The sequence below is a fragment of the Vibrio sp. 2304 genome (genome assembly GCF_033339475.1).
GTDB lineage: Bacteria > Pseudomonadota > Gammaproteobacteria > Enterobacterales > Vibrionaceae > Vibrio > Vibrio alginolyticus.
The window spans coordinates 334,480-353,732 of the sequence record NZ_JAWOUQ010000002.1 but is presented as its reverse complement, the minus strand read 5'-3'; the positions used below and the strand labels follow the sequence as shown (position 1 = coordinate 353,732).

Annotated in this window: 19 protein-coding genes; 9 read left to right on the top strand and 10 right to left on the bottom strand. The window is 45.1% G+C overall.

What is annotated here, in order from left to right; genetic code table 11:
* Positions 1-10: 10 nt before the first annotated feature.
* From R7P64_RS06425 to R7P64_RS06415, 3 genes are all read right to left on the bottom strand, one after another.
* Positions 11-586, bottom strand: coding sequence for a nucleoside triphosphate pyrophosphohydrolase family protein (locus tag R7P64_RS06425; protein ID WP_005377875.1), 576 nt, complete (start codon positions 584-586; stop codon positions 11-13).
* A 109-nt stretch (positions 587-695) separates the two neighbouring features.
* Complete coding sequence (locus R7P64_RS06420; RefSeq protein ID WP_017633946.1) at positions 696-1,268, bottom strand: DUF1415 domain-containing protein; 573 nt, start codon at positions 1,266-1,268, stop codon at positions 696-698.
* Between the two features lie 89 nt (positions 1,269-1,357).
* Entirely contained in the window at positions 1,358-2,581 is a 1,224-nt protein-coding gene (locus tag R7P64_RS06415; RefSeq protein WP_047100700.1) for an MFS transporter, read from the bottom strand.
* Positions 2,582-2,687: 106 nt separating this feature from the next.
* Here R7P64_RS06415 and R7P64_RS06410 point away from each other — a divergent pair, with 106 nt between their 5' ends.
* The gene (locus R7P64_RS06410) at positions 2,688-3,557 is read left to right on the top strand and encodes a LysR family transcriptional regulator (RefSeq protein WP_005389786.1); all 870 of its coding nucleotides are present in this window, start codon (positions 2,688-2,690) and stop codon (positions 3,555-3,557) included.
* A 27-nt stretch (positions 3,558-3,584) separates the two neighbouring features.
* Here R7P64_RS06410 and R7P64_RS06405 read toward each other — a convergent pair whose 3' ends face one another.
* A complete protein-coding gene (locus tag R7P64_RS06405) occupies positions 3,585-3,815 on the bottom strand; it encodes a glutaredoxin family protein (RefSeq protein WP_005377871.1) in 231 nt (76 codons plus the stop codon).
* Between the two features lie 138 nt (positions 3,816-3,953).
* On the opposite strand from R7P64_RS06405, the gene R7P64_RS06400 reads away from it, so the two are divergent.
* Together R7P64_RS06400 and rlmF are read left to right on the top strand one after the other, a co-directional pair.
* Complete coding sequence (locus R7P64_RS06400; RefSeq protein ID WP_262641146.1) at positions 3,954-4,469, top strand: M48 family metallopeptidase; 516 nt, start codon at positions 3,954-3,956, stop codon at positions 4,467-4,469.
* Positions 4,456-5,583: a 23S rRNA (adenine(1618)-N(6))-methyltransferase RlmF gene (gene rlmF / locus R7P64_RS06395; RefSeq protein ID WP_318123270.1), complete on the top strand. Its 1,128-nt coding sequence runs from the start codon at positions 4,456-4,458 to the stop codon at positions 5,581-5,583. The genes R7P64_RS06400 and rlmF overlap by 14 nt, the downstream gene beginning before the upstream one ends.
* Positions 5,584-5,654: 71 nt before the next feature.
* Here the strand turns inward: rlmF and R7P64_RS06390 are convergent, their stop codons facing one another.
* From R7P64_RS06390 to R7P64_RS06365, 6 genes are all read right to left on the bottom strand, one after another.
* On the bottom strand, positions 5,655-5,975 hold the full coding sequence (locus R7P64_RS06390) for a hypothetical protein (RefSeq protein ID WP_213871599.1): 321 nt from the start codon (positions 5,973-5,975) through the stop codon (positions 5,655-5,657).
* Between the two features lie 70 nt (positions 5,976-6,045).
* Positions 6,046-7,641, bottom strand: a complete 1,596-nt coding sequence (locus R7P64_RS06385; RefSeq protein WP_262641152.1) for a S41 family peptidase — start codon at positions 7,639-7,641, stop codon at positions 6,046-6,048.
* Positions 7,642-8,005: 364 nt separating this feature from the next.
* Complete coding sequence (locus R7P64_RS06380) at positions 8,006-8,770, bottom strand: transcriptional regulator (RefSeq protein ID WP_318123268.1); 765 nt, start codon at positions 8,768-8,770, stop codon at positions 8,006-8,008.
* Between the two features lie 30 nt (positions 8,771-8,800).
* Positions 8,801-9,475: a GntR family transcriptional regulator gene (locus R7P64_RS06375; protein ID WP_005377862.1), complete on the bottom strand. Its 675-nt coding sequence runs from the start codon at positions 9,473-9,475 to the stop codon at positions 8,801-8,803.
* A gap of 152 nt (positions 9,476-9,627) precedes the next feature.
* On the bottom strand, positions 9,628-11,160 hold the full coding sequence (locus R7P64_RS06370) for an aldehyde dehydrogenase (NADP(+)) (protein ID WP_318123312.1): 1,533 nt from the start codon (positions 11,158-11,160) through the stop codon (positions 9,628-9,630).
* Positions 11,161-11,181: 21 nt separating this feature from the next.
* A complete protein-coding gene (locus R7P64_RS06365) occupies positions 11,182-12,183 on the bottom strand; it encodes a 4-hydroxyproline epimerase (RefSeq protein ID WP_318123267.1) in 1,002 nt (333 codons plus the stop codon).
* Positions 12,184-12,292: 109 nt separating this feature from the next.
* Between R7P64_RS06365 and R7P64_RS06360 the strand changes: the two genes are divergently transcribed.
* The 6 genes from R7P64_RS06360 (at position 12,293) to R7P64_RS06335 (ending at position 19,252) form a co-directional block, all read left to right on the top strand.
* Entirely contained in the window at positions 12,293-13,549 is a 1,257-nt protein-coding gene (locus R7P64_RS06360) for an FAD-dependent oxidoreductase (protein ID WP_318123266.1), read from the top strand.
* 124 nt (positions 13,550-13,673) lie between these two features.
* Entirely contained in the window at positions 13,674-14,747 is a 1,074-nt protein-coding gene (locus tag R7P64_RS06355) for a polyamine ABC transporter substrate-binding protein (RefSeq protein WP_017633955.1), read from the top strand.
* An 87-nt stretch (positions 14,748-14,834) separates the two neighbouring features.
* The gene (locus R7P64_RS06350) at positions 14,835-15,809 is read left to right on the top strand and encodes an ornithine cyclodeaminase family protein (RefSeq protein ID WP_213973378.1); all 975 of its coding nucleotides are present in this window, start codon (positions 14,835-14,837) and stop codon (positions 15,807-15,809) included.
* 56 nt (positions 15,810-15,865) lie between these two features.
* Complete coding sequence (locus R7P64_RS06345; RefSeq protein WP_213973379.1) at positions 15,866-16,780, top strand: dihydrodipicolinate synthase family protein; 915 nt, start codon at positions 15,866-15,868, stop codon at positions 16,778-16,780.
* 73 nt (positions 16,781-16,853) lie between these two features.
* A complete protein-coding gene (locus R7P64_RS06340; RefSeq protein ID WP_213973380.1) occupies positions 16,854-17,975 on the top strand; it encodes an ABC transporter ATP-binding protein in 1,122 nt (373 codons plus the stop codon).
* On the top strand, positions 17,972-19,252 hold the full coding sequence (locus R7P64_RS06335) for an ABC transporter permease (protein ID WP_047100695.1): 1,281 nt from the start codon (positions 17,972-17,974) through the stop codon (positions 19,250-19,252). The genes R7P64_RS06340 and R7P64_RS06335 overlap by 4 nt, the downstream gene beginning before the upstream one ends.
* Position 19,253 lies beyond the last annotated feature (1 nt).

The following is a 19,253-nucleotide window of genomic DNA, read 5'->3' as shown; positions in this document are numbered from 1 at the left end:
AACTCAACGCTTACTGAGTTAGCGGTTTTAGATCTGCTGGGCGGTAGTAAACAGATTTGAGTACTTTGCCTTTACGAATGGTTTTACCTTCCGATACGAAATCTTCGGCGCATTTCGCGATGATGTATTCACCTTTCTGCACCGCCATCAACTTGATGCCTTGTTCTGCGTAGAATGCCTCTGTTTCTGAGTACTCTTGCTCGTTACGGCATACTTTGCTCATGTTGCTTGAATGTACTTCATCCCAGCAAGGAATAAATTCAATACCACGGTTTACTGCAACGTTTAATAGAAGATCGATTAAGTAGCTGATCGCCAGGTTGTCTTCTACTTTGCTGTGGCCAAGATGAACGAGACGGCCCATTAATACATACACGCTGTCTACGATGGCATCTGCTTGCTCAGTTTTACAATCTGCTTCTGCTAGCTCTGTTAGCTCTTCGATCGCCAAAGAGGTGTGTAGTGTGTCTGCTTGCGTATCAAGGCTTGCAGCGTCTGCGACTGGTAAGTCGAACGTACTACGGAACTCGGTGATATCACGGTATAAGTGATCAAAAATCTCTTGGGTTAGCTTTGACAGTTGCATTCTAATTTCCATTGAATCGATTGAAGCGGCAATGATACCAAACCGCACTTTGAACCCCAAGGGCATTGCATCTAACTGGTGATAAATCTGCCTTTGGGAATGGTGGTGCTTAACGAAATAGGTAAGGGAACAGCTTTTTACGTTCTTCCTCTGAAAGGGCGGAAACACGAGCGATGTTCGTATCGGGAATGGATTCAGGATCAGGATAGTGTTTTAGTACCTTTTCCATACTCTCTTCGCGAATCAAATGGAAGATTGGGTAAGGAGAACGATTGGTCAGGTTTTCGTCGTCTTCAGGCCTTGCGCCGCCAAAACAGTAATCAGGATGGAAAGTCGCTACTTGGAAAATACCTTCCCAGTTTTGCTGCTTAATTAATCCTTCAACCCAATCTATGCAAAAGTTGTAGTCCCAGAAATCTTGTAGCATGTTGGGAACCACAACCAACGTGGTCTCAAGTTGTTCGGGCTCTGTGTTACTCAGCTCAATCAGTTGCAATAAAATATCTTCAAGAAGCGTTTCTTCTTGAGTCGCTTCACTAACAAAGATTTTGATTTGTTTATTACGTTGCGGCTTGGCAGCAAACGGACAAAGGTTGAGACCGATTACTACATCGTTGAGCCATTGATCGACCTGTTGAGTGATCGCTTCGATATCTGTGTTTTGTGTTGAACGCGTTGACATACGACTTTCTGGTTTTTATTAAAGTAGCGCAAGCATAGCAGAGTTGGTTATCCAAGTAACCAGAGAGGTATTGCGCAAATGAGCGTACCTTAGCTACTCTTTAAACTCGCAGCGTCAGGTGTTTGGTCAGTGTGCTTTCTTTCGGCAATGTGTTTCAAATACGCAATCGCAGCAAACATCGCTAGGTAGACGGCGCTTCCCCCCATAAGAACACTCGACCAACCACCATGCTGCCAACAATAAAGAAGTAAGAATCCTCCTAAGCTACCGCCTACGTAGTAGTGTACTAAGTAGAGCGCTGTCGCGGTGGCTTTGGCGCGAGTGGCGTTCTGACCGACCCAACCGTAGGCGAGGGTATGAGTAAAGAAGGCACCAAAACTTATCAGCAACAACCCAAATAGCATTGCAGTCAAGCTTTCAACCGCCGCAATCCACATCCCCGCCATGCTCACTATCGCGCCTAAGAACATACCGAGGATTGATGAATAACGTTTACTCCAGTGGCCTGCGCAACGAGAGGAGAAAGTCCCTCCCAAGTAACAAATAAAGATCAGTGAGGCCAACCCGACGGGCACATTGTGAGGTTCACTCACCAGACGGAAACCCATGACGGAGTAAAGGTTGACGAACAAAGCAAAGTTGAGTCCTCCTATCAGCATCGCGAACCACACGCGTTGGTTTTTAAAATGACCAATAAGCGCACGATTTTGATGGCGCAAGCTGCTTGATGACGGGGTGAAGTTGCGCTGTGTTGGCAATAAATAGTGAACGCCAATGACACCAAGAAGAGTGAACACCATCATAACTTCAATGGCGACATCAACACTGAAATTGTCCGCCAATAAGCCGCCGCTAATACGCCCTGCAATGCCGCCTAATGAGTTAGCCGCAATGTACGTTCCAATTGCCATCGAGAAGGCGTGCTTGTCGAGTTCTTCTGCCATGTAAGCCACGGCGACCGCAGCAAAAGCTGCGAGCGCGACACCGATCAGTGCTCGACATACCACCAAAAACAGAAATGAGTCACCAAACAGCATCAAAGCGGAAAGGGTAGGAATCGAAAACAGACCAGCCATCATGACTGGCTTTCGTCCCACTGATTCTGACAACACAGCCATTGGAACGAGGCTAAAAGAGAGAGCGAGTGTTGAGGCCGCAAATAACCAGTTCACTTGCGTTTCTGAGATCGTGAAAATTTGGGCAAAAGTGGGCAGCATTGGCTGTAGTAGGTATAAATTTGAAAAAACCAAGAAGGAACCAAGCGCTAGCGAGAGCGTAATGCGTTTGTATTCCGGTGTGCCAAAACTGACCATGAATCCTGCCTAATGTGAGCAAATGGAGAGACTGTGATCAATCTATCAGTTCGTTATAAATTAAAAAAATATATTAAAAATATGGACACCATATATTTATGATCTAATGGAATCGAAACAACTTAAACATTTTCTGGCGGTCGCTGAACACGGAAACATTACCCATGCGGCGAAAGCCCTGCATATTGCCCAGCCCGCATTAAGCATTTCTATCAAAAAGTTTGAGCAGTCTTTGGGCGTTACCCTATTTCGCCGTGATGATAAAAAAATCAGCTTAACGAAAGAGGGCGAAACGTTATTTGTACATGCTAAGCGGGTGATTCAACAGTTGCACGACGCGCAGCTCGCGATTGATGAGTTGAAAGGTTTAGCGAAAGGCGAAGTAAGACTAGGGACGCCATCAATGATGGGCAGTTATTTCTTTCCACGAATTGTGATGGCGTTTAAAAGCCAATTCCCTGAGTTAAAATTGACCTTGGTCGAAGCTGGAACTCAATCGATTCGTCGTATGCTGCTCAATGGTCAACTCGATATTGGTGTGATCAGTTGTGATAATGTGCCTGATGATCTAGAAACTGACCATTTGTTTACTAGCCAAATGGTCGCAGTTGTTTCACCTGAGCATGAGTTAGCCCAGCGACACGCTCTTACTTTTGATGAGTTCTTTGAACACGATTTGGTTATGTTTCAGCATGGCTATTTTCACCGCGAATTTTTGGATCAGGTGAGTGAGGAGCATGGGTTTACCATGAAGTCATCATTCGAGACCAACTTACTGCCTTTGATTTTGAGTATTGTAAAACAAGAGTTTGCGATTACCGCGTTACTGGAATTGGTGACTCAACATGAGTCGGGCGTTGTTGGCTTACCGTTTGAACCACCAGTGACGCTGGATCTGGCACTTGCTTGGCGCAAGCAGGGGTATTTATCAATAGCAGATCGAACGTTTATCGACTTTATCAAGCGCTACGTTTAAACGCAGCGCAGATTCATCGTCCGAGCACTAGTCGCCTTTGTACATCTTCTCGAAGTTCTTTGGGTTCCAGCCAATCATTACCCGATCACCAATTTTTAAAACTGGCACTGAACGAGCACCAAGCGCATCAAGTTCTTTGCGACCGCGTTGCATCTTAGCATTGCACAAACGATAGTTAATATTTTTCGAATCCAGATAACGTTGAGCATCTTTGCAGTGAGGGCATTTGTCTTTGACGTAAAGGACGACACGTTTCATTGAGTTTCTCTCCATTATCATTGGGAGGCGAAGTTTAACGGCCTTTCACCATAAATGAAAGGCGAAAGCTAAGGTGAAACTGTCCTTTATCTCAGGTATATTGAGCGCCTTTATTTTGTCATAACAGACGTTAACTCTATGCATCCGTCACTTCGATACATTCAAGGCTACCCACAAAACATCGTAGAGCAGGTGAGCTCATTGATAGCGATTGGCAAGTTTGTTCCTTGGTTCGAAAAGCGTTATCCCGATAGGCACCAAATCAAAAGCGAAAGGGCGCTCTATGAGTACGCCATGGCAATCAAAAATCGCTACATGAAGAAAGCCGCGCCAATCAGTAAAGTTGTCTACGATAAGAAAATTCACGCGGTAAACAATGCGCTTGGTTTGCACAGTGTAATCAGTAGAAACCATGGTGGTAAGCTTAAGTCGAAAAACGAGATTCGCATTGCCAATGTATTTAAAGATGCGCCCGAGCCACTATTAAGAATGCTGGTGGTACATGAGTTGGCACATACTCGTGAGAAAAACCACGACAAGGCGTTCTATCAGTTATGTTGCTGCATGGAGCCTGAGTATCACCAACTCGAATTTGATGCTCGTTTGTTTATGATTTACCTCGATTTAAAAGCGAATTTGAATGAAGAACAATAATCACAACGCGAAGCAAGCAAAGCCAAAGGCTTCAATGGCGGGTCAGAAGAAAGACGCGAATAAAGACAAGCCGAAGCGTGTTAAAGACAAAGTTGCGCGCAAATCCCCTCAGCCTGCAGGAAAGAGCGAAGTCGAGTTCATAAAAATAGCGAAGAATGGTTTGCATGAGCGTAATGTTCATCGAGGTCGTTACGATTTTAAAAAACTCGTGGAAAGTGAACCACAGTTAAAGCCATTCGTTATCAAAAATCCGAAAGGGGAAGATTCCATAAACTTCTCTGATCCTAACGCTGTTAAAATTCTCAATAAAGCATTGCTTGCTGCGTATTATGGTATCGAGTTCTGGGGCATTCCCGACACCTACCTTTGCCCACCGATTCCGGGCCGCGCTGATTACATTCACCGAGTGGCAGAACTACTTGATAGTGAAGTAAAAGGTCAGTACGCGCACCAAAAAGTGAAAGCGTTGGACATTGGCGTGGGAGCAAACTGTATTTATCCGATTGTTGGTGTAACAAAATACGGTTGGCACTATACGGGCAGCGATGTCGATCCAAAATCCATCCAATCGGCTCAAACGATCGTAGAGCACAATCGTGTTTTGACGGGAAAAATTGCACTAATACAGCAACACAATGATGCCAATATTTATCGAGGTATCATTCAACCGAATGATCGTTATGATGTGACGACATGCAATCCGCCATTCCACCGTTCGGCGGAAGATGCCGCTATGGGCAGCCAGCGTAAAATCGATAATCTAAAAGCAAACCAGCGTAAGAAAGGGCTAAAACCTCAAACCGCACAAGTAAAGACAAGTAAGCCCGCGTTGAATTTTGGCGGTCAAAACGCTGAATTGTGGTGTGAAGGTGGAGAAGCGGCGTTTATCCGAAAAATGGCGAATGAAAGCCAAGCTTTTGCCGCGCAGGTCTTGTGGTTTACAACCCTTATATCCAAAAAAGACAACGTTCGTCCGATGCGCAAGCAGCTTGAAAAATTGGGTGTGAAAGCCATTCGTGTGGTTGAAATGAGTCAAGGGCAGAAAGTGAGCCGCTTTGTAGCTTGGTCATACATGGATAAGCAACAGCGCAAAGCATGGATTGAACTAAAGTAACGTTGACCGTTTCACACTGAACAATAAAGTAGGAAGCCCGCTGATATCAGCGGGCTTCTATTTTGGGAGATCTAAAACTTAATGTTGGGCTCACAATCTAGTGAACTGAGAGAGACAAAAGTATCTGTTTTGGCATAGTACAAGCCACAGGTTTCACCTCTTATCTGCAACGTATATTGGTCTGGAAGATCCGTATAGCTGCCATCCAACAGTTGATTGTTGTTCCCTTTTACTCGTCCTTTTTCAATCAACAAATGCGGTGAAGATTCAAATACGTTATTTGCGATTCTAGGTGCTGGTGTCCCTTGGATTTCTGCGATCGCGTTTTGAATCTCTATGACTGTTTCCGGAGAGTTCTTTTTACTCAATGCTTCAACGGGTTCTTGTGACATAGCTTGGCATCCTATCAAAGAAATCGAAGTGCCTAAGAAAAGCGCAACCCGAATCAGCATTCGTAAAAAGTTAGTTGATCTCAACATGAATTGCCTCTGTTCGTAGCGGAGAGCGAAGATCGCTTAACTCCGGAGATGAAATGTTACGCGGCATGGCGTTGAAACTTGAAGGGGATACTGGCGGACAGGTTCCTGTTTCCATGTAGTTTAGCGCCGCAGAAAGCATACCTTCAGACGGATCGCCTAATGGTTTTGTTAGGTCGTCATTGACCCAGCAACCTTCCACTCTATTGTTTAAGCCTAGCTCGGTATTGATTTGGCTCTTTGGAGTAGGAATAAAACCATCAGCGAAGTCGCCAAATTTTTTCTCGTTCGCCGACTTGAACTGAATAGTGTAGTACATAGTGCCGCAGTTTTGTTCTGGTGAGAACCCATACGGTTTACCTGTGGTTGTTGAGCCTATTTGGATAACCTCCACATCAATGCCGCGCAAAGCGTTGATTAGCAGTTCACTTGAGGAAGCCGTGCCTCCTGAAGTCAGCACATATACGCGCTTTTTGTTCAGTGTCGGAAGCACTTGGTCCGAATATTTCTGTGCTGCCCAGTCTATTGCTAGATTTGTAAAGCGATAGATGTTATCCCCATCTTTAATGGTACGCATCACTTTGTCATTGTGAATCAACTCACTGAAGACTCGGTTCTGACCAGCACCGCTTAGCATGTAGCCTACTTGCGAGGACTGAAGGACTAAGCCACCGCCGTTGTAACGTAAATCAACGACGATCTCGTCAACATTCTCTGCTGAGAGCGTACTGAACGCCTCAATTAGCGGGGCTTGAGCGCTTGGTTCAAAGGAGTTGTATTGCAGATAGCCGATCCGCATACCTTTGTGTGTAATCACTTTGGCATTTTTAACTGGAGAGGTCATGACATCAGAGGCGGTAAGCGTCACGGTTTTCACTAGACCGTCGACACTCTCAAATGTGAAGGTGTAATCTTGATTGATGTCAGGGTTAAAGAGCGTTTTGTTAATAAAATCAATGTCGGACTGACTACCGGTGTTAACCACATCAATATTATTGATTTTCAGAAGCTTATCACCACGAGCAATGCCGCTTCTATCAGCTGGCGAGGCTTCTTCAGTGTAGGAAATACGAACGTCTCGAGGTTGTACGCCACGTAGGAATGCCCAGTTGAAACCAAATCCAGCAACTAAACCGGATTGCGATGATTTCATATCATCTTCATAAGGGACGGTAAAATGGAAGCGATCTTTCGGTTTACCCGTCGCGGTAGTAGCAGAAGTGACCAGCGTATTGAAGTAATCAGTAACAGTTTTGTAGTTTGCTGGGTTATTATCAGGAACCTCGTCATACCATAGATACGTTTCGTTAGTAAAAGCTCTTAAAAAGAGTTTTTCGTGTAATGCAGAGCCCAATTTATCTGGATAGGCGGCATAGTTGTCATATGGGTCCAGTCCGACGCGGGGCGTTTCACATTGGTTGATAAACGTTTTCGACGGTTGGCTAAAATCACCGGCTTTCCATGTTGGACCGCTTGCACTGCTAGTGGAAGGAGTAGGTGATGAACCATCACCGCCGCCACCGCCACAGCCTTGTAATAATGCGAGAGTGACTGCCGTTGCTAAAGAATACTTAAATTTCACTTTTCTATGTCCTTATAAATAATAGAATTATAATTATGTGTTTTGCTTTTGTTTTTATTAGCTAGGTGAATGTATTAATTTAATTTGTTCGTCTGCAAATTTATAGTTAAATAGTGTGAGGTAAATAACGTAAAAAAGTTGTCTTTTATACTTAAGCTAAATTAGTCATTACTTAAGTTTTCTGTCTATTTCAAAAGAGCTAACAAGACAATTAATAAGTGTGAAATTAAGACAAGTTCTTAGTTGACTAAGCGATGCTTGCTAAATAAAAATCAGAATTAGATTCAGGAAACGATTTGAATCAATAGTTTGGTAGGGATATATGATGTTATCTGGGGTTTGTTTGATTTATTTGTCTGATGCTTTAACTTAATTTAGTGAGTTGAGCGACGTGCTTTAATAGGCTTCCGTCAATGTTAGGTAAATCATCAGCGAAAAATATCTGAGCACCAGGAGTGCAACGCATTAATATATTTGTTAGTTCACCTTCATTGTTGGAAGTGTTAACTGCGTTAAGTTTCGCTAATTTATTACAAAGCTCGTCCTCTATTTGCACTTTCTGCTCTTCGGTGAGCCTAATGCGACCTATACATACGCCTGGGTTGATATCATGAGAAAGCGAATCTTGTTGAAATCGCTCTTTGAATAAGGTGTCTAATGCCGTACCTTCTTCCATAATAAATCGACGACCAGAACGGTAAAACAAGCCGTCTCCGAAGTTTTCGACATATCCTAGAATTTCCGCGATACGCAAATAGAATCGTAAGCTTGTATCAGAAAGTCCGTAAGTTTGGGCTATCTCTTGCGGTTTAATATCACGAGAAGTCAGCATATAAATAAAATCAAGTAAATAAGGATGCTCAACGAAAAGGGCGCTCTCTTCATCTGTTAGCATTTGCTCGTTTTGGTGCTGAAGCTCGTTGGCTAAGGTTGCGAGTTCGATGAGATCGGTATTCAGGTAGTTCAGATAAATAAGTACTTTATCCAAACCTAAAGCTGGATTATGTAGGTGGCGTTTAATACTAGATAAAGGGATGCCACTTTTCTCTGACAAGGAATTGTAGCAAAGCCCTTCTTCTTTAATCTTTTGTCGTAGCGCTGCAAGTAAAAACTTTGGTTCAACATTCATCCTTGAATATCACCTTATTCGTTATTCCGTTTACTGGCTGATATTTTGCCTTTCAAGCAGCAGGTTTCGAATCGCTGTGCCCGCTTCTAGAATGTGCTTTTTCAGTAGATACTTGGCGCCTTCGATATCGCGATTTTGGCACATTTCAAACAAGCTTAAGTGCTCTTCTTCTGCCTTTTTAATGCCTGTAGTAAACAATAGCTGCATGCGTATGTATCGGTCACACTTTGTGTTCAGGTTGTAAATGACGTCCATAGTTTCAGGCATGTTGGCTGGCGCATATAGGGCTTTGTGGAACTCGTAGTTGTAGTTGCTCCATTCTTCTACTTCGTCGCCACTGTTCACTACTGACTCGAAACGTTCGCGAACTTCGCGCGCGCGTTCAAGGTCAGCGTCTGTCATATTTTGAATCGCGCGCTCTAAAATGTGGCATTCCACGACAGCGCGCAGTTCAAATAGCTCATTGATTTTCTCTGGAGATAGCTCAGTGACCGTCGCACCTTTGTGAGGTTCAAAGCTAACGAGTCCTTGTGCTTCCAATTGAACTAACGCTTCACGCACAGGAATTCGGCTAACATTAAACTCTTTTGCTAACGCATCTTGACGTAAAGGTTGACCAGTTTTTAACTCGCCCTTCAAGATCTGAGTTCGAATTGCTTCCTCAACGAGCTGAGTGCGCGTTTTAAAAACAGGTTTCTGTGACATTGAAGTCTCCCGTGAAATTAATATTGTATCCAATCCATTTTACTTTAGTAGTTTATTATTTTTCTGGCACAAACCAACTAGGAAAGAAGGTTTTGAGAAGTAGAGTGAAATAAAAGGCATCAGTTGATGCCTTTTTGAGCCATTTGGTGGGCTTATTGGGACACACTGCCATCTATGGCGCGTTGAATACCCAGTGGGTTCGACGCTTTTAATGAATCCGGCAATAAAGATTCTGGCAAAGCTTGATAAGCGACCGGACGCAACCAACGATGAATAGCCTCCGCACCGACAGATGTTGAGGCAGAATTGGTTGAAGCCGGATATGGTCCACCATGAACCATAGCGTAACCAACCTCGACGCCAGTTGGCCAACCGTTGAATACAATTCGTCCGGCGATTTCTTCCAAACTTGGAAGCAGTTGCTTGGCTTGTTCTTCGTCTTCAGCGGTAGCGTGAAGGGTTACGGTGAGCGATCCAGTCAGTGAATCACTCAGTTTCAACATGTCATCGAAATCTTCACAGATTACGATTAACGATTGAGGACCAAATATTTCTTCCTCCCATTGCGGGTTTTCACGCCAGTTTTTACTGTCCGTCACGAACAGTGCTGGTGAGACATTGGTCGTTTCTGCTTGTTCAGAACGAGTGACGTTAATACCTGTTTCGGAAGCTCGCTTATCCACTTCGGATTCATACGTTTCTCGGATTCCTTGCGTTAGCAAAGTGGCCGTTGATTGTTGTCGAATTAACCCTTGAGCGGTTTCGATAAAGGCTTGCGTTTCTGGGCTATTCAAGACAAATACAACGCCTGGTTTTGTACAAAATTGTCCACAGCCCAAAGTCATAGAAGCCACAAACTCTTCAGCCAATGAGGCGTTTGCTCGTATGGCTGAAGGGAGAATAAATGTTGGGTTAATCGCCCCTAGTTCACCATAGAAGGGGATTGGCTCTGGTCTTTGCTGAGCTAGATTGAACAGCGCACGGCCACCACCGACGGAGCCTGTAAACCCAACCCCTTTAATTTTTGGATGGGTAACGAGTGCTTGGCCAAGTGCACGTTTGTTACCTTGCAATAGCGTGAAGATGGCTTGCGGTAAGCACTCTTTCTCAAGTGCAGCCTCAATACACTCAGCAACAAGTTGACTGGTGCCAGGGTGGGCGGTATGGCCTTTTACAATCACAGGGCAGCCAGCAGCCAGTGCCGAAGCCGTATCACCACCTGCAGTAGAAAATGCGAGCGGAAAATTAGACGCACCAAACACGGCGACAGGGCCAATTGCGATTTGCTGACGACGAATATCTGGTTTTGGCAGTGGTTGGCGGTCTGGGTTTGGCGTATCGAAGATTGCTTGATAGTGATTACCCGAGCTCACAACCTCGGCAAATAGTCGTAATTGGTTGGCGGTACGTCCTATTTCACCGCTTAAACGTGCTTCGGGAAGGGCAGTTTCTAAATGAGCACGAGCAACGATTTCTTCACTCTTCTTTTCCAATTCAGAGGCGATAGAGCAAAGTAAGCTCGCTCGCTTTGCATTACTTAGTTGGCGAAACTCACGCGCAACGTTTTGGGCGGCTGAGGCGGCTTGATTAACTTCTTGCTCTCCATGTACCGGAAACGCAATAGGTAGAGGCTCACCAGTAAAGGCGTTGACTGCGTAAAAAGTGGTTGGTTCTTGTGGGTTCATCATTCTTCCTTACTATCCTTATTACTTCACTTCAAATCCGTACGCATATGGGTCTTCATCGTCTACCCATATCGTGTTGTGACCGTATACTTGTGCCCATCCTTCAATGCTTGGCAAAATAGCGGCTTTGCCATTCACTTCGGTAATGCCTTCTATACGTCCTTGAAATAGGCTGCCGATGATACTTTCGTGAACAAAGTCTTCCCCTTGATTGAGTTTGCCTCTTGCATGCCATTGCGCCATACGTGCACTTGTTCCCGTACCACATGGCGAACGATCCAACGCTTTGTCGCCGTAAAACACAGCATTTCGGGCGGTGGCGTTTTCTTGAGTGGGCTCTCCGGTCCATAGCACGTGAGAAACACCGCACACTGTTGGATCTTCTGGATGTACGCACTCAACCGCTCGAGATACCGCTTCGCGAACTTTTGGTGAAAGCATCAAAATTTCATCTGGAGAGTAGTGTTCAAGTCCGGCGTAGTTTTCTTGAGGATCGACGATTACGTAATAGTTTCCGCCATAAGCAACATCGACAGTGAGCTCACCTAAGCCCTCTATGTTCACGGTTACGTCTTGGTGGGCAAGGTAAGCTGGTACGTTAAATATCTTCACCGACGTGACCTTGTCACCTTTTGTTTGGTAGTGCACTTCGATTTGTCCTGCTGGGACATCAAGTATCAAACGACCTTCTTTTTGGGGAGTGATAAGGCGATTTTCGATAGCGGTGGTGACGGTTCCAATGGTGCCGTGGCCACACATTGGTAAGCAGCCACTGGTTTCAATAAACAGAATTGAAGCGTCTGCGTTATCGCTGCAAGGAGGCAAGACAACGGACCCCGACATCATTGAGTGTCCGCGAGGCTCAAACATGAGTGCCTGACGAATCCAATCATAATGCTCAAGAAAGTATTGGCGCTTTTCGCTCATGGTATTGCCTTCGAGTGGAGGCACACCGCCTGCGACCAGCCTAACTGGGTTGCCGCAGGTGTGGGCATCAATACAGAAAAAAGTTCCTTGTCTCATTTTTCGCTCCTTGCTGAAAAAATGGTTGAATTAAACACTATTGATGTTAACGTAATGTAAAATATATTGTATACAATATACGTTTTCAAGTGTGACTCGGAGCATATTTATGTTGGTCAAGGATGAAACCAAAAAGGAAAGGATCGCTGTGATAGGTGCGGGGATTATTGGCTTATCAATTGGCTTGAAATTGCAGCAGCAAGGTTATCAAGTCACGATTTTTGATCCCAATGGCGTGGGGAATGGATGCTCTAAGGGAAATGCAGGCCATATCGCGACTGAGCAAATCTTCCCTCTTGCAACGCCAGCGCTGCTTCCACAATTACCTAAAATGCTGCTAGATCCCAAAAGTCCGGTTTCGATCCGTTGGCAAGATATTCCAAACACAATCGGGTGGATGATTCGTTTTCTATTACAAACCAAGCCATCAGCCGCGGAGCGGGCAAAAAACGCGATTAAGAGTCTTAACGAGCGGTCAGTGGCAAGTTGGCGTGGCGTGCTTGATTCAATCGGAAAAGCGCATCTAATAAAAATGAATGGTTCATTGCTCACTTTTGAAAACGAGAAACTGTTTCAGAATTATCAAAGTACGCTTAACTCACTGGCTAAAAACGGTGTGACGCATCAAGTTTGGACACAAGAGGCGATTCGAGAGCGGATACCTGATCTCAGCCATAAGGTTCGTATCGGAGTCTTTTTTCCCGAAACCGGTCATACGCTAGACCCTTATCAGCTCTGTGCTGAGCTAAGTGAAGCTTTTGAAGTTCTTGGCGGTAAGGTTTTACAAAAAGGTGTATCTGCGTTGGCGAAAAATGGCGATGTGCTGGTTGAGTCTCAAACACATTCATTTGACCGAATCATTGTTGCCGCTGGTGTACATTCTAAGCCTTTGATACGGCAACTAACCGGAGTCAAAGTGCCTATTCAAGCCGAGCGTGGTTATCACCTAATGGTGGATGACAAGCGTGATGTACTGCCATTTCCTATTAGCTCTGCCGATAGAAAATTCATCATGACTCCGATGTCTGGTGGGCTACGCTTGGCAGGCACTGTTGAGTATGCCGATGTAGAATCACCACCCAATATGAAACGTTCAGAAATGCTTTTTCAGTTAGGTGATGAGATGTTTGAATCGAGGTTACATCCACTCAAGCAAGGAGAAAAGTGGATGGGGAATCGGCCTTCAACAGTCGACTCGTTACCGGTTATTGATAGCATTTGGGATGGAAATGTATTACTGGCATTTGGCCACCAACACCTTGGATTAACTCAAGCGGCGATTACGGCAGAGCTCCTTTTAGAGCTTATCGAAGGAAAGCCGACATCGATTGATCTATCACCTTTTTCATTACAACGATTCGCCTGAAAAAATTTAATATTAAATATTGTATAAAATATATTAAATGCTAATGTTAACTTAATTTTAACAAAAATGGTGTCCAACAGCCGTACTCGGATGCCTCCAGAAAAACAACCAAAAGGAGTAAAACATGTCACGAATGACCAAAGCACCATTGGCGCTGTTGATTTCAGGAATGCTGTTGGGGACCTCTGCTTATGCTGAAGACAAATTGACGGTCGTATCTTGGGGTGGTGCATTCACCAAGAGCCAAGTGGAGGCATATCACAAGCCTTTCATTAAAAAAACAGGTGTCGAGATCGTATCCGAGGATTTCAGCGGCGGATTAGCCGAAATTAAAGCGCAGGTGGAAGCGAACAATGTGCGCTGGGATTTGGTTTCTCTCGACAAGCCGGACATTGTTCGTGGTTGCGCCGAAGGGTTACTAGAACCAGTGAGCCCAAGTATTTTGCCTCCGGGCGCAGATGGAACACCAGCACAAGAGGATTTCATTGATGGTGCGATTCACGAATGCGCAATCAATACCATCGTTGTGTCCACAGTATTAGCGGTGAACGAAGACGCGTTTAAAGGTAAGGCTTTGCCTAGCAAGTTGACCGATCTTTTTGACCTAAAAACTTTTCCAGGTCGACGTGCATTGCAAAAACAACCTCAGGGCAATCTTGAGTGGGCACTATTGGCTGATGGTGTAAAGCCAGAAGAGGTCTACAGCCTGCTCGAAACCGAAGCGGGGCGTGAGCGTGCTTTTGCTAAGTTGGATACGATCAAATCAGAAGTGCTGTGGTGGACAACAGGTGCCCAGCCACCTCAAATGCTTGCAGACAAAGAAGTGGTGATCGCCTCGGCGTTTAACGGCCGAATTCACAATGCCCGTAAAGATGAAGGTCAACCATTTCGGATTATATGGGACCGTCAAATGGGTTACATGAATGGATGGGCGATACCTAAAGGGAGTGAGAACACAAAGCTTGCATTGGACTTCATTGCTTTTTCTTCAGGAACAAAACCATTAGCTGATCAAGCTAAGTACGTTGCCTATGGGCCTACGCGTAAGTCGTCTTCGGCGGAGGTGAACCCAGACATTTTAGCGAACCTTCCTACCGCACCTCAAAACTTCCAAACGGCCTTCCTGATTAACGATGAATGGTGGTCAGACTACGCGGATGAACTCAATGAAGAGTTCAACACCTGGCTGCTTAACTAGGCGTTAATTTTTGTGTGGGGCCGAGTTTTCATCCATAAGCGAGGTTCCGTACTTTTCCTCAACTGTATTTATGTTTTCGGAGAAATGATGAAAGTCATCGAAGCACAGCAAGTCGCGCAATGTTTAACAATGAAGTCTCTTATTGAAACGATGCGTGAAATGTACTCGCGGCCAGCAACAATACCTCAACGCCGAGTCATGCCCTTAGAAGAGGGAGAATACGAGGCGTTTGCGCTACTTCCAGCTTGGAACCGGGAGTTGATTGCGGTGAAAGCCTTTACGTATTTCCCGCATAATCCCGAGCAAGGCAAAGATACGCTTGCATCTAAGCTGCTTGTTTTCAGACGAAACGATGGTGAGCCGCTCGCACTCGTGGACGGTAAAGTTTTAACGTTTTGGCGCACCGCCGCAGCTTCTGCGTTGGCAGCGGACTATTTGGCGCGTCCCGATGCTGATCGTCTGTTGATCTGCGGAACGGGCAATCTTGCGCCTTATTTTGCGTGGGCATACGCTGCGGTTCGCCCACTTAAGCAGGTTTATATTTGGGGGCGTAACTCAGACAAAGCCGAGGCGACGGTAGATGCCATTGTGTCATCTTCAGAGTATCAGTCGCTTCCTGATGAGCGTCGGTTCCGTGTTTCAGTCGTAGAAAATGTGGACCACGTTATCAAACACGTTGACATCATCAGCTGTATTACTGCATCAGCAGAGCCTTTGTTTAATGGCGCAGACGTGCAGCCGGGCACCCATATTGATTTGGTCGGTAATCATGACTTGGACAAGCGTGAATGCGACTCTAAAGCAGTGCAACGCGCACAGGTGTATGTTGATAGCCGTATTAATGTATTAGCCGAAGCGGGCGATCTTCTCATTCCAATTCAAGAGGGCGTATTCACGTCAGACGATATCAAAGGGGAATTACCGCAGCTTTGCGCCCAACAAATCTCAGGACGTCAAAACGATGAGGTCATTACTTTATACAAATCAGTTGGCAGTGCTTTGGCTGATTTGGCCGCTGTAAAGGCGGTGTTGTTAGAAAATGGCATAGATAGCCATGTCTGAGCATTTTCGCTCGTTCATTTAAATTGCATACAATATACATATAAGGAAAGTAGTTCATGAAAATTGATTGGAAAGGTGTTTATCCGGCGGTCAGTACGCAATTTCGTCAAGATCAGTCAATTGACTTAGACGCAACGCAAACCGTTATAGACAACCAGATTAAAGATGGTGTGAATGGCATTATCTGCTTGGGTACTGTCGGTGAGAACTGCGCGTTGTACCCGGAGGAGAAACGCCAGGTTTTGCAAGCGGCAAAAGAAGTCGTAAATGGCCGTGTGCCTTTGATTGCTGGTACAGCAGAGCCTATTACCACAGCAGCTGTTGATTACATGCAGGATGCGTACAAAATTGGTATCGATGGTTGTATGGTGATGCCTGCCATGGTTTACCGCACGTCTGAGAGCGAAACGTTCGAATATTACCGCACGCTAGCAGAAGCAACGCCAGAAATGCCAATCATGATTTACAACAACCCGGTTGCTTATGGTGTCGATGTAAACCTCGATATCATGGCGAAACTGGCTGAGTTTGAAAGTATTGTAGCTATCAAAGAGTCGACCACTGATACTCGTCGTATCACCGAGCTTTACAATAAATTTGATGACCGCTTTACCGTGTTCAGTGGTGTTGATGACATCGCTCTTGAATCATTGATGCTAGGTGCGACCGGCTGGATTTCTGGTTTAACCAACGCATTCCCAGAAGAGTCCGTTGCGATTTATAAACTGGCAAGCCAAGGTCGTTATGCTGAAGCGTTAGAGATCTACCGTTGGTTCTTACCCCTACTGCGTTTAGACACCATTCCTACGCTGGTTCAGTGCATAAAATTGGCCGAGCAAGTCTGCGGACGTGGCTCTGAACAAGTTCGTGCGCCACGCCAACTCTTACAAGGTGAAGAGCGTCAACAAGTCATTCAAATGGTTGAACATGCGTTAGAAACCCGCTTAGACCTATCCAAATACAATCTGTAATTGTGCTGTTTAGTAGAGCGTTAACTGACGCTCTACTCATTCGTAATATTCAAAAAATGAGAAGAGGGAAGTCATGAGCACGGAAAACAAGGACTATGTCAGCTTTCAACACGTTAAGAAAACCTACGATGGCACGAATTTGGTGGTGAAAGACTTCAACTTAGATATTACTCCTGGAGAGTTCGTTACTATGTTGGGGCCGTCAGGATCGGGCAAGACCACTTGCTTGATGATGCTAGCAGGCTTTGAAACTGCGACCGGTGGAGACATTTATATCGATGGCGTTCCTGTCAATCATCTCGCGCCGCACAAGCGCGATATTGGTATGGTGTTTCAAAACTATGCGTTGTTTCCACATATGACCATTGCTGAGAATCTTGCGTTTCCTTTAAAGGTGCGAAAACTCGACAGTGACACGATTCAAAGCAAAGTTCAGAGTGTATTAGAAATTGTCGAGCTTGAGCATGTTGCGACTCGATACCCGAAGCAGTTATCAGGTGGTCAACAACAGCGTGTTGCGTTAGCGCGAGCATTAGTGTTTGAGCCTAAACTCGTGTTGATGGATGAACCACTAGGCGCGTTAGATAAGCAGCTGCGCGAGCAAATGCAGATGGAAATTAAACATTTGCATGAAAAGCTTGGCATTACCATTTTGTATGTGACGCACGATCAAGACGAAGCTCTCACTATGTCCGACCGTATTGCGGTTTTTAATCACGGCGAAGTGCAACAACTCGCGACACCAACCGAGCTTTATGAATCTCCGAGTAATACGTTTGTTGCGCAGTTTATCGGAGAAAACAACCAACTCTCAGGTTTAGTCAAAGAGTGGAACGGAAAGTATTGCCAAGTGCTCGTTGGGAAAGAGTTATTTACTGCGAAACCTGTCAGAGTCTCTGAGCAAGGGCAGAGAACAACACTTTCCATTCGACCAGAAAAGATTGTTATTCAACCAGAGAAAGCGTCTTGTGAGAACCAAGTCTCGGGCGTCCTACGAGAATTGATTTATCACGGTGATCATTATCGTCTGGTCGTCGAAGTAGAGAGCGTTGGTCACTTCATCGTTAAAGTACCTAACGATAATCGTAAACACTTGCAGTTAACGCCTGGCTCAATTTGTCGTATTGGTTGGCAAAGTGACGATTGCCATGCTCTTGATGGGACACAAACTCAAAGTAGCGAGGTAGCAGCATGAGTCGAGAGCTAACCGCATTAGATTCTGTATTGGAAATCGAACGCCAAGTTCATGAGCAAGAAACCAATTTGAAAGCGCAGTTGCAAAAGGCCGAGCGCCGAAAAAAGCTTCGCTCCATTATGCTCACAACGCCATTGGTGTGTTTTATTCTGCTTACGTTTGCTTTTCCTATCCTCGACATGCTTTATCGAAGCGTGGATAACCGAGAAATATCCCTGTCACTACCACAAACTATTCAAGCCTTAGAAAGTTGGGATTATCAAGGTCAGCCTCATCAAGAAGTCATTGAGGCATTCTCTGTTGAAGTACTTGCGCTTTATCAAAGCAAAGAGCTGCCGAAAATAGCCAACCGGATGAATATTGAAGAGTCTGGTATGCGCAGTTTACTCATGAAAACCGGCAGAAAGTTGTCTCGTTTGACGTCGCTGCCGAGCTCGGTGACACAGTTGGCTAAGCTGGATAAGCGATGGACTAATCCTAAATATTGGGCGGCGTTTAAGAATCTTAGTGGCGCATTAACATTCAGTCATTATCTTGCAGCGCTAGACTTGCAAGTGAATGAGTTTGGAGACATTGAGCCCCAACCAGAAAAACGCCAAATATACGTCGACCTTTTCTTTAAAACTTTTTGGATGTCTATTTCAATCACCTTAATTTGTTTGGTGATGGCGTACCCCGTTGCTTACCTGCTTGCCAATTTACCTGATAAGCGCGCGAACTTACTTTTAATTATTGTGCTGCTGCCATTTTGGACATCATTGTTAGTCAGAACCACGTCTTGGATTGTTCTGCTGCAAAACCAAGGGGTCATTAATGATCTCCTTATTTGGTCGGGTTTTACTTCTGAGCGAATTCAGATGATTCACAATACCTTCGGAACGGTGGTGTCTATGGTGCACATTCTGTTGCCTTTTATGATCCTGCCTCTGTATAGCGTAATGAAAGGAATTAGCCCAACTTATTTCCGTGCCGCTCGTTCTCTAGGCGCGACGCCTTTCATTGCGTTCATCAAAGTTTATATGCCGCTTACGTTACCGGGGATAGGTGCGGGGGCTTTGCTTACTTTCATTCTTTCTATTGGTTTCTACATTACACCCGCTTTGGTTGGTGGAAGAAGCGGACAGATGATCTCCAATATGATTGCCTATCATATGCAGACATCACTGAACTGGGGGATGGCTGGCGCATTGGGTGGACTGCTTTTGTTCGTTGTACTGGTTCTGTTTTATATGTTCAACCGTGTGGTTGGCATTAACAACCTTAAGGTAGGGGGATAAC